This window comes from Pseudomonas fluorescens (genome assembly GCF_902497875.1).
Lineage (GTDB): Bacteria > Pseudomonadota > Gammaproteobacteria > Pseudomonadales > Pseudomonadaceae > Aquipseudomonas > Aquipseudomonas fluorescens_BR.
Genome location: NZ_CABVHY010000027.1, coordinates 56670 through 71190, shown reverse-complemented (window position 1 = coordinate 71190; position 14521 = coordinate 56670). Strand labels below are relative to the sequence as shown.

General features: G+C 55.8%; 18 protein-coding genes. 9 read left to right on the top strand and 9 right to left on the bottom strand.

Translation table 11 applies throughout. The annotated features are described in order from the left end of the window. The first annotated feature begins 93 nt into the window (after positions 1-93). From F8N85_RS24425 to F8N85_RS24400, 6 genes are all read left to right on the top strand, one after another. On the top strand, positions 94-444 hold the full coding sequence (locus F8N85_RS24425; protein ID WP_412072508.1) for a RidA family protein: 351 nt from the start codon (positions 94-96) through the stop codon (positions 442-444). A 201-nt stretch (positions 445-645) separates the two neighbouring features. Then, positions 646-1017 carry a nuclear transport factor 2 family protein gene (locus F8N85_RS24420; RefSeq protein ID WP_150806080.1) on the top strand — a complete coding sequence of 124 codons (372 nt, stop codon included), beginning with the start codon at positions 646-648 and terminating at the stop codon, positions 1015-1017. 41 nt (positions 1018-1058) lie between these two features. Then, the gene (locus F8N85_RS24415; RefSeq protein WP_150806079.1) at positions 1059-1781 is read left to right on the top strand and encodes a gamma-glutamylcyclotransferase; all 723 of its coding nucleotides are present in this window, start codon (positions 1059-1061) and stop codon (positions 1779-1781) included. Between the two features lie 150 nt (positions 1782-1931). Further along, positions 1932-2282: a BON domain-containing protein gene (locus F8N85_RS24410; protein ID WP_150806078.1), complete on the top strand. Its 351-nt coding sequence runs from the start codon at positions 1932-1934 to the stop codon at positions 2280-2282. 639 nt (positions 2283-2921) lie between these two features. Beyond that, on the top strand, positions 2922-3263 hold the full coding sequence (locus tag F8N85_RS24405; RefSeq protein WP_150806077.1) for a hypothetical protein: 342 nt from the start codon (positions 2922-2924) through the stop codon (positions 3261-3263). After that, the gene (locus tag F8N85_RS24400; protein ID WP_150806076.1) at positions 3247-3651 is read left to right on the top strand and encodes a hypothetical protein; all 405 of its coding nucleotides are present in this window, start codon (positions 3247-3249) and stop codon (positions 3649-3651) included. The genes F8N85_RS24405 and F8N85_RS24400 overlap by 17 nt, the downstream gene beginning before the upstream one ends. Before the next feature lie 227 nt (positions 3652-3878). Here the strand turns inward: F8N85_RS24400 and F8N85_RS24395 are convergent, their stop codons facing one another. Then, positions 3879-4376, bottom strand: a complete 498-nt coding sequence (locus F8N85_RS24395; protein WP_150806075.1) for a DUF1036 domain-containing protein — start codon at positions 4374-4376, stop codon at positions 3879-3881. Next, the gene (locus tag F8N85_RS24390; RefSeq protein ID WP_150806074.1) at positions 4364-5143 is read right to left on the bottom strand and encodes a hypothetical protein; all 780 of its coding nucleotides are present in this window, start codon (positions 5141-5143) and stop codon (positions 4364-4366) included. The genes F8N85_RS24395 and F8N85_RS24390 overlap by 13 nt, the downstream gene beginning before the upstream one ends. Before the next feature lie 398 nt (positions 5144-5541). Here F8N85_RS24390 and F8N85_RS24385 point away from each other — a divergent pair, with 398 nt between their 5' ends. Next, a complete protein-coding gene (locus F8N85_RS24385; protein ID WP_150806073.1) occupies positions 5542-7218 on the top strand; it encodes an MFS transporter in 1677 nt (558 codons plus the stop codon). Between the two features lie 174 nt (positions 7219-7392). Further along, positions 7393-8238: a helix-turn-helix transcriptional regulator gene (locus tag F8N85_RS24380; protein WP_150806072.1), complete on the top strand. Its 846-nt coding sequence runs from the start codon at positions 7393-7395 to the stop codon at positions 8236-8238. Positions 8239-8283: 45 nt separating this feature from the next. On the opposite strand, the gene F8N85_RS24375 is transcribed toward F8N85_RS24380, so the two are convergent. Then, positions 8284-8793, bottom strand: a complete 510-nt coding sequence (locus F8N85_RS24375; RefSeq protein ID WP_150806071.1) for a YkgB family protein — start codon at positions 8791-8793, stop codon at positions 8284-8286. Between the two features lie 189 nt (positions 8794-8982). Then, entirely contained in the window at positions 8983-9903 is a 921-nt protein-coding gene (locus F8N85_RS24370) for a LysR family transcriptional regulator (protein ID WP_150806070.1), read from the bottom strand. 208 nt (positions 9904-10111) lie between these two features. Here F8N85_RS24370 and F8N85_RS24365 point away from each other — a divergent pair, with 208 nt between their 5' ends. Then, entirely contained in the window at positions 10112-11041 is a 930-nt protein-coding gene (locus F8N85_RS24365) for a DMT family transporter (protein WP_191636251.1), read from the top strand. A gap of 159 nt (positions 11042-11200) precedes the next feature. Here the strand turns inward: F8N85_RS24365 and F8N85_RS24360 are convergent, their stop codons facing one another. From F8N85_RS24360 to F8N85_RS24345, 5 genes are all read right to left on the bottom strand, one after another. Beyond that, entirely contained in the window at positions 11201-11761 is a 561-nt protein-coding gene (locus F8N85_RS24360) for a YSC84-related protein (protein ID WP_150806068.1), read from the bottom strand. Positions 11762-12179: 418 nt separating this feature from the next. Beyond that, positions 12180-12872 (bottom strand): RES family NAD+ phosphorylase, encoded by a 693-nt coding sequence (locus F8N85_RS24355; RefSeq protein ID WP_150806067.1) that lies wholly within the window; start codon positions 12870-12872, stop codon positions 12180-12182. Further along, positions 12866-13270, bottom strand: a complete 405-nt coding sequence (locus F8N85_RS24350; RefSeq protein ID WP_150806066.1) for an antitoxin Xre-like helix-turn-helix domain-containing protein — start codon at positions 13268-13270, stop codon at positions 12866-12868. The genes F8N85_RS24355 and F8N85_RS24350 overlap by 7 nt, the downstream gene beginning before the upstream one ends. A 225-nt stretch (positions 13271-13495) precedes the next feature. Beyond that, a complete protein-coding gene (locus tag F8N85_RS34630; protein WP_191636250.1) occupies positions 13496-13633 on the bottom strand; it encodes a hypothetical protein in 138 nt (45 codons plus the stop codon). Between the two features lie 51 nt (positions 13634-13684). Further along, entirely contained in the window at positions 13685-14407 is a 723-nt protein-coding gene (locus tag F8N85_RS24345; RefSeq protein WP_150806103.1) for an NERD domain-containing protein, read from the bottom strand. Between the last annotated feature and the right edge of the window lie 114 nt (positions 14408-14521).

The window sequence follows — 14521 nt, the reverse complement described above, 5'->3', positions numbered from 1 at the left end:
TGGAACCGTTCGCCATCGACCGATTTAATGAGGCTGCTGTTACGCTGCCTTCATCCCCCTTCAACCATCGAGCACTATCGAGGAGTTAACATGCTGGAAATTACCCGTATCGAAACCAACCAACGCATGAGCCGTGTCGTTCAATGCAACGGTTTCACCTTTCTCGGCGGCCAGACCGCCACCGACCGGACCCAGGATATCAAGGGCCAGACCGCCCAGGTGCTGGAAAAGATCGACAACTTCCTGGCCCAGGCCGGCCTGGACAAGACCCGTATCCTCACCGCGCAGGTCTGGCTGTCGGACATCGAGGCTAACTTCGCCGGCATGAACGAGGTGTGGGACGCCTGGGCACCGCAAGGCCATGCACCTGCGCGGGCTACCGTTGAATCGCGTCTGGCGGCGCCGGATTTGCTGGTGGAAATTACCGTGGTCGCGGCGGGCTGATCGCTAGCTGTTCATGGAGTCGACAGGGAGCACCGGTCGACTCCATACGGACGCTCAAAGCATGTCTACTCGGTCCAGGACAATTCAGCACGCGGTGCTAGACTTTCAGGTTGATCAGCCCCTGGGGAGACAGTCGATCAACCTGCACCTGCACCTGCACCTGCACCTGCGGTGCGAGGACTAGAAAACCAGAGGTTCGACATGACTACTCAATCGTTGGATAAAGAACTCATCAACCTTGTGGTCCGCAACTATGTAGAGGGCATGGTATTCGCAGACGAAGTATTGCTGCGGCAGGCCTTCCACCCAGACTGTCGCATCATTGGCCACTACCTTAAAGAGCTTGATTGGTTATCCCTTGATGAGTTTATCGGCGCAATCAAGACCGCAGGCCCGGCCGCAAAAGAGGTAACGCCCTTTTGGGAGATTATTAATCTGGATATAACCGGTGATGCCGCAGCGGTAAAAATCATAGATGATTATATCGGCATGAGGTTTACCGATTACCTGTCGCTACTGAAAGTTGATCATCGCTGGATGATTGTTAATAAGCTTTATTATTACCACGAGTAGAAGGGCGCTGATCCTGGAGTTATCCCTATTGAGAGGCCGGTATGGCCAAAGAAAAAACGTCGCAGTTTAAAAAGCGAAATCTGACTGCGGAACACGTCGCTTGTGTCGAGCGGTTTGAGCCCGATCCTGGACCCGAACCAGGCACGAGCGAACACACCCAGGCAGAGTTCGATGCGATGGTGGAGGCACTTTTACTTGAATACCAACCGCAAGAGCTTTGGGTCTTTGCCTATGGCTCACTGATATGGAATCCGGAGTTCGAGGTTGTGGAGAGCCGTAGCGCCACCGCCTATGGCTGGCATCGCTCGTTCTGCCTGAAACTGACTCGCTGGCGCGGCACACGCGAGTTGCCAGCCCTGATGCTGGCCCTCGACCGAGGCGGAAGCTGCAACGGGTTGGCATACCGGCTTCCAGCGCAAGACCACTTCAAGCAACTGGGACTGTTGATGTTCCGGGAAATCGACGCAAACCCACCGACCAATGTTCCGCGCTGGATTTCGGTTAAAACCGAGTCTGGGGTGGTGCGTGCATTAGCCTTTGTCGCGGCACGCGACGGAATGGCCGATGCAGGCAAATTGCCCATGGAAAAGGTTGCACATGTATTGGCGCGCGCCGCTGGGCACTGGGGCTCGTCAGCCCAATACCTATTCCGGACCGTGACCATGCTGAAAGAGTACGGCATTCGTGACCGTAATATGTGGCGAATACAAAGCCTGGTCGCACAGGAGATCGAAGAGTCGTTATCCGCTGCGAAGAAGACCTAGAACAGCTTCGGGGTTGCACCCCGACCGCAGGCAATGGCCGCACTATAATTAATGTGTGTCTGTACCTCCATAACGCTCGCTTGAGAGGTAGAGGGCAGCACAGCAAATGAGACGGACAGTACATCTGATTACGTGAGAGAGGGTTCAGCCATGAAAAATCACTCCTTCCAGCATTACTCTCATGATCTGGAAATGGCCGTTCACGACGCGTGGATTACCACCAAGGTGAAGTCGGCCCTGGCATTTTCCGACCCATCCCTTAGCCTGCATATCAATGTCAAAACCCATGCGGGCGTGGTGGCGTTGAGCGGCCGCGTCAACACCCATAGGGAGTGTGAAAAGGCTATCGGTCTGGCCCGTTCGGTTCATGGTGTCACCGAAATCGATGCCAGCGACTTGCAGACCCATGTGTTCACGCCTGGAAGTTTTCCAGAAGCTCCCAACGCCGAAGAGAGCACTGAGAGTCGGCCACAATCGTCAACCAAGATGGACGACAAATGACAATGACAGATCGAGGACTTCCACTGACTGACCGACCATGACGCGATCAACCGCCTGTAGCGCGAGCAGGGGGTCTGTCAGGTGCAGTCCATCAATCTGCCGGGCGCAGGGACGCTGAATGTCTGTGTGCCCGCAGTAGCGTCTTCACGAAATGGACGAGGAGCGCTTCTGGCTGATTTCTGCCTTTCACGACTGGCTGCTCTCACCTTGGTCGATTTCGAATTACTAATCGTAAATTCGTGACTTATCGAAACTAAAAAATCGCCAGAATACATCGGAGCAGGCCAGGACACGCTATGACGAACCCATCTGTTTGAATGCCTTGAAAAGGGTCCAGCGCTGCTCAACAACCTTGATCAAATTGACTGACGTCTTCAGGGCTCGAAGCTGCCAGTGGTTACGGCTTAGTTCCAATAGAATCCACGGCTTGCGCATGAGACGGTGCGCCGGGGTTGATAGAGTCTGTTTAGACTCAGGTTGTTTTACCGTCCAATTGAATATCACTTGGCTATTTTTAGATGCGTTAACGCTCACAGCCATTATCGAATACTCAGGGTTAGTTTCGTCTTCGACTAAGCTCTAGTTTTGGTGGACATTGCCAAGAAGAATGGAATCAGCCACGTTTTCCTGGAGTAGCGCATGAGCAATTTACCACCCGCAAGTCCGGAGCATCCTGAAGCCTTTGCGCAAGTGATTGCCGTACCCAAGCTTATGCAATGGAGGACACCCAGCAGGTGGCCGCGCTATGGTCTGGTCGCCGTGCTGCTGGCAATCAGCGGCTTTGCGGTGTGGTCTTCAATAACCACCGGACGCTTGGGGCAGGAGGCGATTGCCTCGAGCGTTCTGTCCGACCATTACACGTCGGCTGCGACTGCGGTGGCCGCAGCCGAGTCGCTGGAGCGCCTGTATCGCTTGGATACCGGCTCCGCAAGTACGTCATCGTTTCAACGAAGCCGTGCAGGAGATGACTCATGCACTTGAGCAGATTCATCGTACCGGATCGCTTGAGGACCGAGTTCTCGTCGAACAGGTTCGCGCTGCAACGCTTCCCTATCTTGAAAGCATCAATAAGTTGTTCGAGGCAGTTGACCGTGGGCATGATGCCGAGGTGCGCTGGATCGACAACGACGAGGCTGACCCGCGATTCGAAATCATCGAAAAAACCGTCCTGCAAGCATCGGCCGATCAACACAAGGAGTCTATCCTGGCGCTGGAGAAGCTGCGCACACGGGAGTCCTTCAACGCCAATACCACTCCAATCATTTTTATCGTCGGGCTGCTTGTCGCCGGTCTGTTCGCCCAAGTGCTGCGGCGTACGCGTGTCGAGCTCGACAGTCAACGCAAGGATGCCTTGCACGCCGACCGGTAAGCGCCGAAGCGTTCATGCAGTGGTATGAAGAACGAGAGCGCAAGTAGCTCAACAGCCTCTCACCGATGTCGGGTACATCCAATGACAAACGATCGCATAACCCATTGAGTGCTTCTGGCCGATTTTTGCCTGCCCCACACACTTATCCAGAGATGTGGCAGAAGATTGAGCGTGAGTTCCATCCTGTCCGGTGCTTCGATAAGCCCCCGTAACCTGTTGTATGCTGACTAGAGGCGGAGTTTGAAATCCCTGTCGGGGTCGGAATGAACGTATAGGTTGAACAACTGTTTATACCAGCCAGATGGGCATTTTTGATGTTCTTCAATCGTTCGCAGTGTCCGCTTGAAGCTTTCGTCCTGTACGCAGTAAAACCGCTCGGATGCCGTCGTATCATTCTCCTTCAGGGTCTCGCCTTCGAAAGCATAATGCATGATGTAGAGTTCCCCGCCATGAATGCTTTGGCTGATCGTGGACAGGAACACCTCCAAAATGCCGGTAGGCGTTTCAGCTACCACCTTGCATTCGTTTGGGGCGATTTTCACCCATCCGTAGGCTATCCATTTATCATTCAAGACTTGGGTGTGCCGATAGATGAAGGCGGCGCTGACGTTCTCCTTCTGATCTTCATTGCACAGCGTTAGCCGGGACTGGGCGCACACACCCATTGAGATGCAGGTAAGCGCAAGGACACTTGCAAGGCTTGATCTGATGTTCATTTTGGCCATGCCGATTCAGGGGCCAGGCGGCCATCCTGGTAGTACCACATGGGTGGGTCATACTTCTCGGTGCGGTAGAGAGTGGTATTATTCTCGATACTACAGACCCGGCCACCGCACAACTTCTTGAGCTCCTCATCGATCTTCTTTAGCTTCTCTTCGTTCTCCTTAAGCAAACTTTCCACCGCCCGACTGGAAATTTCAAAGTTTCGATCAACCTCAAGGGTCGCCGCGTCTGCTACCTTGAACGCTATTGGCTTTCCGTGCGCCTGAGCGGCAACGGCAGCAGGCATGATGCTTGCCAGGTAGTCCAGCGTAAGAATCTGGACGTTGTTATTCAGCACTTTCCAGTCAGCATTCAACTCGGCTTGGCCTTTCCAGTTGCGCAATTGCTTGGCTTCGCCAGGGTATATCACGTAGAGCTCACCTTCGTGTTTCATCCAGCCATAGGCGTACTGACCGGTTTCAATCCCGATATGGGTCATCATTACCCAGGTCGTGGCGGTGACTTTGTGCAGCTTGAAGAAAATATCTGACGCGTCAGGTTCGGAGTAGACGTACCAACCGTCACGGATCGACAATGTCTTGAGAGAGTATTCTGATGGTTTTTCGTAGGTTCCCGTCTTATCGCTGTATTGCAAGATCTTCGTGCCAGCAGGGATGGGGAAGTCGCTAGTGCCGATCAAAGGCTTATCCGAGGTGAGGCACCCCGAGATCAGGAAAATGATAGCCAACAAGATACCTATCATTAGTTGACGCAGTGCGGCTTCGAACATGGCTATAGTGCCTTCGCGTGTAACCAACGCGCTGCCAATACGAATTGAAACGGTAGCATGAGTCCAGACGCCTGGCCTTGGCGACTTCGACTCATTTGGAATAGCGAATATCACGCTGCGTGCTTGAACGGGGGGGCGCAACCCAGACACTTTGCGTGAGGTCTCACAGGTCTGAACAGCCCTTCGACAGCGCGGCAGCCTGAGTTTGAGCGGGAGGGCGAGTGGATATCTGCGCGAAGGTGATTATGCTTCAAGAAACCTTGCAGCGATGCGAGGCGGTCAGTCTGTGTTTATGCTTCGCGCAATCCGTAATCCGATGACATCAGCCCCAGGGCCTGGGTGCGGTAAGGGTAGTGAGGGTGCTCCGGCCTACAACAAGAGCAAGACGGAGAAGACTCATGGCCGCAATCGACAATACATCCACGGGTAGCGCGCCCCACCACGGGATCACCAAGGAGGAGCGCAAGGTCATTTTCGCCTCGTCCCTGGGCACCGTGTTCGAGTGGTACGACTTCTACCTTTATGGCTCCCTCGCCGCGATCATCGCCAAGCACTTCTTCGCCGGCGTCAATGAGACAACCTCCTTCATCTTCGCGCTGCTCGCGTTCGCCGCGGGCTTCGCCGTCCGCCCCTTCGGCGCCATCGTGTTCGGCCGACTGGGTGACATGATCGGGCGCAAGCACACCTTCCTCATCACCATTGTGATCATGGGTATTTCCACGGCCATTGTGGGTTTTCTGCCCGGCTACGCGACCATCGGCGTGGCGGCGCCGATCATCCTGATCACCCTGCGCCTGTTGCAAGGCCTGGCCCTGGGCGGTGAGTACGGCGGCGCGGCGACCTACGTGGCCGAACATGCGCCCAAAGGCAAGCGCGGCTACTTCACCTCGTGGATCCAGACCACCGCGACCCTCGGTCTGTTCCTTTCGCTGTTGGTGATCCTTGCCTGCCGCACTATCCTCGGTACCGAAGCCTTCGAAGCCTGGGGCTGGCGGATTCCCTTCCTGCTGTCGATCCTGCTGCTGATCGTCTCGGTCTACATCCGCCTGCAGCTCAGCGAGTCGCCGGTGTTCTTGAAAATGAAGGCCGAAGGCAAGTCCTCCAAGGCGCCGCTGACCGAATCCTTCGCCCGCTGGGACAACCTCAAGATAGTGATCATGGCCCTGCTCGGCGGCACTGCCGGCCAGGCTGTGGTCTGGTACACCGGGCAGTTCTATGCGCTGTTCTTCCTGCTGCAGACGCTGAAGATCGAGCCGCAGACCGCCAACTTGCTGATTGCTGGCTCGCTGCTGATCGGCACACCGTTCTTCGTCATATTCGGCAGCCTGTCCGACCGCATCGGCCGCAAGGGGATCATCATGGCCGGCTGCATCCTCGCAGCGCTGACCTACTTCCCGATCTTCCATGCGTTGACCCAATACGGTAACCCCGACGTGTTCGCCGCACAGGAGAAGAGTCCGGTCACTGTGGTCGCCGATCCCGGCCAGTGCTCGTTCCAGTTCGACCCGGTGGGCAAGGCCAAATTCAACAGCTCCTGCGATCTCGCCAAGAGCCTGCTGGCGAAGAAGGCCATCCCATACGCCAACGAGAAGGCCGAGCCAGGTGCGGTCGCGCAGGTCCGCATTGGCGACAAGGTGATCCAGAGCTTCGACGGCACCGCCATGCCGGTCGCCGACTTCAAGACCCGCAACGATGCTTTCACCGCCACCCTCGGTACCGCACTCAAGGACGCCGGCTACCCCGAGAAGGCCGACCCGGCCAAGACCAACTACCCGATGGTGCTGCTGCTCCTGACTATCCTGGTGATCTACGTGACCATGGTCTACGGTCCGATCGCCGCCTGGCTGGTGGAACTCTTCCCGGCGCGCATCCGCTACACCTCGATGTCGCTGCCGTACCACATCGGCAATGGATGGTTTGGCGGCTTTCTGCCCACGGTGGCGTTCGCCATGGTCGCGGCCACGGGTGATATCTACTACGGGCTGTGGTACCCCATCGTCATCGCCGTGATGACGGCTATTCTTGGCACGTTCTTCCTGCCGGAAACCAAGGATCGGGAAATTCATCACACATAAGGTTGGCAGTTGCCCTCTCCCGCAGTGGGAGAGGGCGGGTTCGGCCGATCAGATCCATCACAGCCATCGCGCAACGAGATGGCCAGCAAAGGCTGCGATGGGGAATGAGTTCAATTAGACCGAAACAGTCGGTGATATGATACCGAGCGTCTATATCTCGCTACGAGATTGCCCATGGATCGCCTGTCTACGTTGTTTTCGCAGTTCGGCGTGCGCGCAAACCTGTTTTACAACGGCAAGCTTTGCGGCATGGCGGCATACGATGGCGCTGACCGGCGCGGTCATATTCACCTGCTGCAGGCAGGTACCGTCACTTTGCAGGGGGCCGATCGCAAGGACCTGCTGCTTACCCAGCCCAGCCTGATTTTTCTGCCACGCCCAAGCCGGTATCAACTGTTCGCAGGTGATTCCGAGGGGGCTCAACTCTTGTGTGCGTCAATGGAGTTTGAGGGGGGTGTCGATAACCCATTGTCTGCATCGTTACCTGACATTCTGGTGTTGTCCCTGGATGAGCTGCCGTTGCTGGCCGATACACTGAAATGGATGTTCGATGAGGCGGCAGGCGGACATTGTGGCCGGGAGGCAGCGCTGGAACGCTTGTTCGAACTACTGATCATATTGTTGTTTCGGCATCTGCTCGACCACCAGCAGTTGCGTACTGGAATGATGGCTGGGCTGGCCGATTTGCGGCTGGCGCGCTCTCTGGTACAGATGCACAACGCCCCTCATCGTGCCTGGTCGGTTGCGGAGCTTGCGAGCGAGTCGAACATGTCGCGCGCTGCCTATGCCGTGCATTTTCGGGCCGTAATAGGGCAGACACCTGCGGATTATCTGTTGAGTTGGCGTATCAGCCTGGCGCAGAAGCGCCTGCGTGAAGGGCGACCGATTACCCTCATCGCCGCCGAAGTCGGTTACGAAAGTCCCTCGGCGCTTGCACGCGCGTTTCGTCGCAAGACGGGCTGCAGCCCACGGGGCTGGATGAAGGATTTGGCAGAAGAGGGTGATGGGACAACGGCCTGAAAGCATCGAATTGCTTCAGGCCGTCCCAAGAGTAAAGTCATCGGTTTAACGGGTTTCCAGCGCAGTTAGAGAATGGCCGGCCACGAAGATGGAAGCGGCAAGCAACCCGATGTCTTTGAGGAGAAACTGGCCCGGCGCAACCGTGATGGCTGGAAAACCGAGGCCGGGTTCAATCACGCCGGGTGTCGAGAACATAAAGCTCAAGGTCGTGAAGAACAATCCGGCAGACAACGCACCACCGATCAACGAAAGCTTTGGTGACAGCAGGCGACCTGCAATCAGAACCCCGATCGAGACCTCCAGGACGCCGAGTAAACTGGAGAAGGTATCGACACTGAAAATGTCATAAACCCAACCCAGGAACGGGCTGTTGCTCACCAGCGGAACCAGTCCCTGTGCCTCATAGTGCGTGAACTTCATGCCGCCGAACCAGAAGTAGATGACGGCGAGAGCGAAGAAAATACCGTAGGTTCCAAACGCCGTGGTTCTGACGCCGAGCGATGATTTTTTCGATGTGGCGATGGTTCTGTGGTTCTCAATATTCAAGGTAGTCATGATAAAGGCTTCCAATAGTGTGGTGACTCAAACCCCAGCGCGGTTTACGTCGGGAGTGGAGACATTGTTGTCTTTGATTCCACACTCTTGGGTTCTGAACGTATTGAGTACTGTGCAGATCGTCTTGACCCACTGCCGGTCTTGAAAGAGGAGGGCGGCTTCCCGGCGGCGGTGGACGAGGCTGGTTCGCTAGGGCTGTCGTGAGGATCGGTGTTCATTCAAGCAGGCTGCCGTGAGGCGTTCCGCGAGAAAGGCGATAAACACCCGGGTTCTGGCCGGAACATAATCGCCAGCGGCCCTGAGCGCATAAATGGCAGAGGTGGTTGGGCATGAAAACGCCTGCAGCAGCGGTATCAGTCGCCCGGCTTGCACATCCTCGTTGACCATGTACTTGGGCAGGCGAGCGATGCCCGAACCCGCCAGGCATAGCGTGCGAATAGCGTCGAGACTATTGCAGGTAAATCCCCCCTCAATCGGAATCGCCCTACTGTTGGGGGCACGAAATTCCCAGTCGTTGAAGCGGCTTTCAAAATTGAGTTTCAAGCAGGGATGGTCAGCGAGTTCGCAAGGTTCGCCAGGAACCCCATGTGCGTCGAGATAAGCCGGGGAAGCGCAAACAAGGCGCTCGTTGGAACTGAGTTTATGGGCGACAAGGCTTGGATCGGATAACGCACCGCTTCTGATCGCCACGTCAATGCGCTCATGTCTGATATCGACAATGGCGTCGGTCAGGGTCAAATCTATCTTCAGGTCAGGATAGAGCCGCATAAAGTCGATCAGGGCAGGTACTACATGGTACTGGCCGAGCGCATTGGGCGCAGACACTTTCAACGTCCCCCTCGGTGCATCGGAATCATGCACGACGGCTGCTTCCAACGCCTGTATATCCTCCAGGATTGGCCGAGCTGCCTGCACATACATTTCTCCTGCTTGCGTCAGCGTCATTGAGCGCGTCGTGCGTGAGAGCAACTGCGTGCCAAGCCGCTCCTCCAGGCGCTGAACCCTTTTACTGATCGCCGAGTGGGTCATCCTCAGCTTGCGCGCGGCGGGCGAAAAGCCACGCGCATCCACCACGGCGATCAAGATCGCCATATCGCTATACCTGTCCATATGCGCCTCTTTTGTTCCGTTATGGAACAGGTGTCGGTCAAAATCAATGGATTCCCTTTTGTTTTTGCATCCTTGAGAATTCTTCCAAAGGGAACTCCCGCGCTTTGTTCCATTTTGATCTAGCGGGCCGACCCTATAACCAATCCCTGATTCGTCTGTAGAGGTCGTGATGAAAGACTCACACAGCCATCATTTATCCGTCACCGGTGTGAGCGCAGCGGTATTGGCCTCCCTGACATGGTCGATGAACTTTGTCGCCCCCCTGGTCATTGGTGAGTATTCGATATTCGACCTTGCCGCCTGCAGATTCATTATTTCCGGGCTGATCGGCGCCCTGATCCTGATTGCCAATATCAAAGCCTGGCGTCACCTGACCCTTAACGATTGGCTGGTCACTGCCGGACTGGGATTCATCGGTTATGTGGGCTACTTCATCGCCGTCATCATCGCCTCCAAATACGCTGGCCCCGTCGTCGCGCCAGCCTTTTTAGGGCTCGTGCCGATCGCGCTGGCCATCAGCGGAAATGTTCATGGCGGGATCTCCTGGCGCTTGCTTCAAGTGCCATTTGCACTGGCCGTGCTCGGCTTGCTCCTGGTCAACGGCCAGAACATCGCCCGGTTCGAGGGGCAATCACACACCACTCTGGCTCTCGGGATCGGCGCGTCACTGGCGGCGGTCGCACTGTGGACCTGGTTTGGACTGGCCAATCAACGAGCACTGATGAAAAGGCCCGGCATGAATGCCTGGGTCTGGACAGCCATGATGATGATTGGCGGTAGCCTGCAAACGCTGATGTTCATCCCGCTGGGTACGGCCATGGATGTGTTCAACGCCCCCATGCTCGGTTTCGGGCAAAGCGCTATCAGCCAGCTTTACCTGCCAGCTTTTGTACTGGCGGCTGTTGCGTCGATTGGCGGCGCATGGGCCTGGACCATCGCGTCCCAACGGCTTCCCATGACACTGGCCAGCCAGTTGCTGTCAATGGAGATGGTCTTTGCGACCTGCCTGGGTCTGCTGTTCTATTACCGGTGGCCCACGGCGCCTGAAGCGATCGGCATCACACTGATTGTCGTGGGGGTTGTTAAAGCTATTGGTGCATTCCATGGCAGTCCCGGTAAAACTGCTATGGCTCATTGAGGAGGCTGAGCAGTGAGACTGCGCAGTGAGAACGGACAGTAGAAGGGCGGCTTTCGGACCCAAAGCGGACTGGGTCAACCCAGTCCGCACAGCAGGGTCAGTTTTGGCGGAACCGAATCCGGTTACCGAAAGGGCCGTAGACGTCCAGGACCTGTGGCTTTAGCGTTTGATCAGGGAAATCTTCGTTCCTTCGATGCTGACCCCGGCCATTAACCCTTGCTGGTCGAAAATGAACGCGTAGGCATCGTCCTTCAGCGTCGAGCTGGACAGATTCTTCGACACCCCTTCATCAACCACAACAACAGTGGGTCCTACGCCAATTTCCCAGCCCTTGCTTTCGCGTATATAGTTCACGGCTTTTTCGGTCATCAGGAAAACCACATAGCCATACGACTGGGCGCCTGCCTGCAGCCCCCATGACCCGGTTACAGAGTTGTAATAACCCTCTACTTTCTTGCCCTTCAACAATTCGCCTTCGCCATAGCTGCCACCAAACACAAGGCCTGCCTTGATGATTTTCGGGAAAACAAGTATCGCTTTGGCGTTGTGCGAAATGGTTTCGGCAAATGGCGTGGACTTGTAGAGCGTTTGCAACGCTTGCCGAGAGTCGACATCCAGATCCTCGGCGGTTGCCGCACCTGCAGTGTTCAGGAAGCTCGCCGATGCCAGTGAGGCTGTCGCAAGGACGATCGATAGGAAGAACCGCATTGACTGAGTCATTTTCGTACTCCGATACGGGAGCATTGGATGTGAGCAGCAGTCAGCGCCTGCCCCCGGCAGAATCCGAGCCTACTGAAATTATCCGGCGCACCCTAAAGTGTGTGAGCTCCTGGCTTCGCCCTTGAATGAAGCAGGCCAGAGGCCTTTGATCATTGGCGATGTCATCACTTGCTTTGACCTCTGTATATGGGCCGGGTTCGTCGTCAGAGACTGCGAGGGCAGAAAGTAGATACTTAGTCCTGTGGAATGTCGCAGGTATTGGGGAAGATCCCTGTTTTACTGAGGGACGCGGTCAAGCTGTTTTCGATTAGGCGATCCCGTGGGTTGATGGCCCGGGCTGATACTGGGGGACTACTGCTGCAAGTAATGCGCGACAGCGCCGAGCTCTATGCACAGTGCAACGCCCACCCTATGGCGATCAGGCTTCGCTGATTTTGCTGACACTGGTGATCTGACCGTTCCAGATCATCTCGTAATGAGCGGTTTGAATAATTGATGAAACGGGTTTCGGGGTCATCAGCGCCCAGCAGTAACTGCCTTGCATACGCACGGAGTTGTAACGAAGACCGGGACATCGCGCCTCTTTGATCGACCTCCCCAATTGACGGGAATGCGTGTAATCGTCAGGCGCGTAGACAGGATCGGTTATCGGGATGGATGCAGCATCTTTCATCGATACGTCCACGAAGGCGCAGCACAGTCCGCGGAAAACAAAGCGCTCATAGTTCAGGCTGGGGACATTCGACCAATACAGACTCTGATGATGTCGCACCTCTGCCAGCGCCGTTTCCATTGAGCCCGCCAGGTACAACACGCCAAAGCTGCCATCGCTGAACCGCGAACCTGCCGGGTTGACGTGGGTAAAAGGCGATGTCGCGTAAGAGCAGCCAGCAATACCGAACGGGATCTGATCTCGCGGAATCAACTCAAGACGACCCACTTCATTTTGCAGTCTGGGATTAGTCAGCGCCTGTATCTGATACAGCACCTCAAACTCGTCCTTGTCCGCCACGTCATCAAACAACGTTATAGGGGGGAACTTGGAATTAACCAGTCGGTAGGCCTGTATCTGCTCACCCGCAAGCTCTGCGAGTTCGTTCACCCTCACCATTGCGCACCACGCAGCACGTCAATGCGCCGAAAGGTTTCATACAAGGAAATCATATCGCCCTGAGACATGACCTCGAGCGGGCTACGGCCATTGAAAAACTCGTTGTCGTTGGCCATCGCCGGGAAACCGTAGACGTTTTCCGGGTTATCGAAGACAACGCGTAGGGCTGCGTGGATGTTGAGAACAAAACTGATGCGCTGCATCTGATCCGAATCCAGAGCCACGGCCCAATCAGGATCGCGCTGCCGGGCTCGGGTGTAGGTGCTGCGGGAAATGCGCAGGATGCGGCAGGCCTGATCGCTGGACGCACCCCATTTTTCGAGTATGCCTACCGCTGCACGCAGGCCCGTGACGCACTGGGTCTTGGTAAATGCTTGTTCCTGGAGGGGGACTGCCATGTTCTATGCCTCACCATGAATCCATAGACTCAAAATTATATGTATTGAGTCTACAGATCAAGGTTGTTTCGACCAGTGGCATTCAGCGTTCAATGCGGATCATTGAAGAGGGGCAATGCGATAGGGGCGTCATCGACAGATAGCTTGCGACGAGCACCCACCATTCATAAAGACTGACAGGGAGGCACAGCAGACTCAGTTGCAAAGCCTGCCGTACGCCTGAGCTCATTTCGACTGCTTCGCCGGGTAGTTGCCGCGCAAGCCCCCGGATTTGTTGCCCGTTTTGCTGGGCAGGTCAGGCACTACCGGACGGGATCTGGGCTGAGGGTTGGAACGACTACGGGGTTGAGGTTGTTTGCTCATTTTTCACCTCCTGACTGTTCAGTACTTCGCGAAGCGGCCTCCTGATAAAGCTTAGCTACTGGGCGCTATGGGTTGCATCGTCCGGCACTTGGGGAATGTGCTGCATCCCCAAAACTGTTGGCCGATTTTATGGCCGCTTTTAGATGTACGGACCACCAGCGCACTGCCGCAGCGCGGGCATTGGCGCGAGGCCGATGGATTGCTGCGCTGCTTCAGACGTTGCACATGCTCACGCCGGGTAGCGAGCGTCGGCGCCAGACGACCTGCTTGCAAGGTATGCAACATGGTCATCACCTGTGCTTCGCTGAACACCGGTTGCTGGAAGGACTTGATGTAGCGCACAGAGCCCATGCCTTGGGTGACATTGGCCGGCATCCTGGTCTTGAAGGTGCTCCCACCGACAAAGGCGATGACCGAGTGCACATGCTCCGGGCCGATCCCCAGCACGGCTTGCAGTGCTTTCAAGTGCTTGTAGTTCTGGTGAATAGGGTTTTGGAATTGTGAGCGCTTTTTGTAAAGCTGTTGCGTCCACTGAGCCTGCTTTTCACCGCCGAAGATCCAGCCACTCATATTCTTTGTCTCCAACACGAAGATGCCGAAGGGCGAAAGAAACACATGGTCGATCTGCGTGGTGCCGTCCAGGGTGATCAACGTTACGTCATGCAGACGGTGGTAGACCTGACGATCCAATAGAAAGTGGGCGAACACTCGTATTAGTTGCTCACCGAACCAGCCTTTGAACATGCGTGTTTTCAGCAGCGCGAACACCAGCATCAGCGGTAGTAGCCATATCAGGGTGTCGAGTAAGGGTTGCAGGATAATGGGGGTGTTCACATGGCAATCCTTTGCAGTGAGAGGTACGTTTCGTTGTGCTGCCTGATACTACCT

Excerpts from the sequence above, each read along its gene's own strand:
- F8N85_RS24370 (WP_150806070.1), bottom strand. The coding sequence starts at position 9,903 with ATGGACAGGTATAGCGATATGGCGATCTTGATCGCCGTGGTGGATGCG.
- F8N85_RS24410 (WP_150806078.1), top strand. The coding sequence starts at position 1,932 with ATGAAAAATCACTCCTTCCAGCATTACTCTCATGATCTGGAAATGGCC.
- F8N85_RS34630 (WP_191636250.1), bottom strand. The coding sequence starts at position 13,633 with ATGAGCAAACAACCTCAACCCCGTAGTCGTTCCAACCCTCAGCCCAGA.
- F8N85_RS24360 (WP_150806068.1), bottom strand. The coding sequence starts at position 11,761 with ATGACTCAGTCAATGCGGTTCTTCCTATCGATCGTCCTTGCGACAGCC.
- F8N85_RS24380 (WP_150806072.1), top strand. The coding sequence starts at position 7,393 with ATGGATCGCCTGTCTACGTTGTTTTCGCAGTTCGGCGTGCGCGCAAAC.
- F8N85_RS24385 (WP_150806073.1), top strand. The coding sequence starts at position 5,542 with ATGGCCGCAATCGACAATACATCCACGGGTAGCGCGCCCCACCACGGG.
- F8N85_RS24375 (WP_150806071.1), bottom strand. The coding sequence starts at position 8,793 with ATGACTACCTTGAATATTGAGAACCACAGAACCATCGCCACATCGAAA.
- F8N85_RS24355 (WP_150806067.1), bottom strand. The coding sequence starts at position 12,872 with ATGGTGAGGGTGAACGAACTCGCAGAGCTTGCGGGTGAGCAGATACAG.
- F8N85_RS24350 (WP_150806066.1), bottom strand. The coding sequence starts at position 13,270 with ATGGCAGTCCCCCTCCAGGAACAAGCATTTACCAAGACCCAGTGCGTC.
- F8N85_RS24390 (WP_150806074.1), bottom strand. The coding sequence starts at position 5,143 with ATGTTCGAAGCCGCACTGCGTCAACTAATGATAGGTATCTTGTTGGCT.
- F8N85_RS24415 (WP_150806079.1), top strand. The coding sequence starts at position 1,059 with ATGGCCAAAGAAAAAACGTCGCAGTTTAAAAAGCGAAATCTGACTGCG.
- F8N85_RS24405 (WP_150806077.1), top strand. The coding sequence starts at position 2,922 with ATGAGCAATTTACCACCCGCAAGTCCGGAGCATCCTGAAGCCTTTGCG.
- F8N85_RS24420 (WP_150806080.1), top strand. The coding sequence starts at position 646 with ATGACTACTCAATCGTTGGATAAAGAACTCATCAACCTTGTGGTCCGC.
- F8N85_RS24395 (WP_150806075.1), bottom strand. The coding sequence starts at position 4,376 with ATGGCCAAAATGAACATCAGATCAAGCCTTGCAAGTGTCCTTGCGCTT.
- F8N85_RS24400 (WP_150806076.1), top strand. The coding sequence starts at position 3,247 with ATGACTCATGCACTTGAGCAGATTCATCGTACCGGATCGCTTGAGGAC.
- F8N85_RS24345 (WP_150806103.1), bottom strand. The coding sequence starts at position 14,407 with ATGCTGGTGTTCGCGCTGCTGAAAACACGCATGTTCAAAGGCTGGTTC.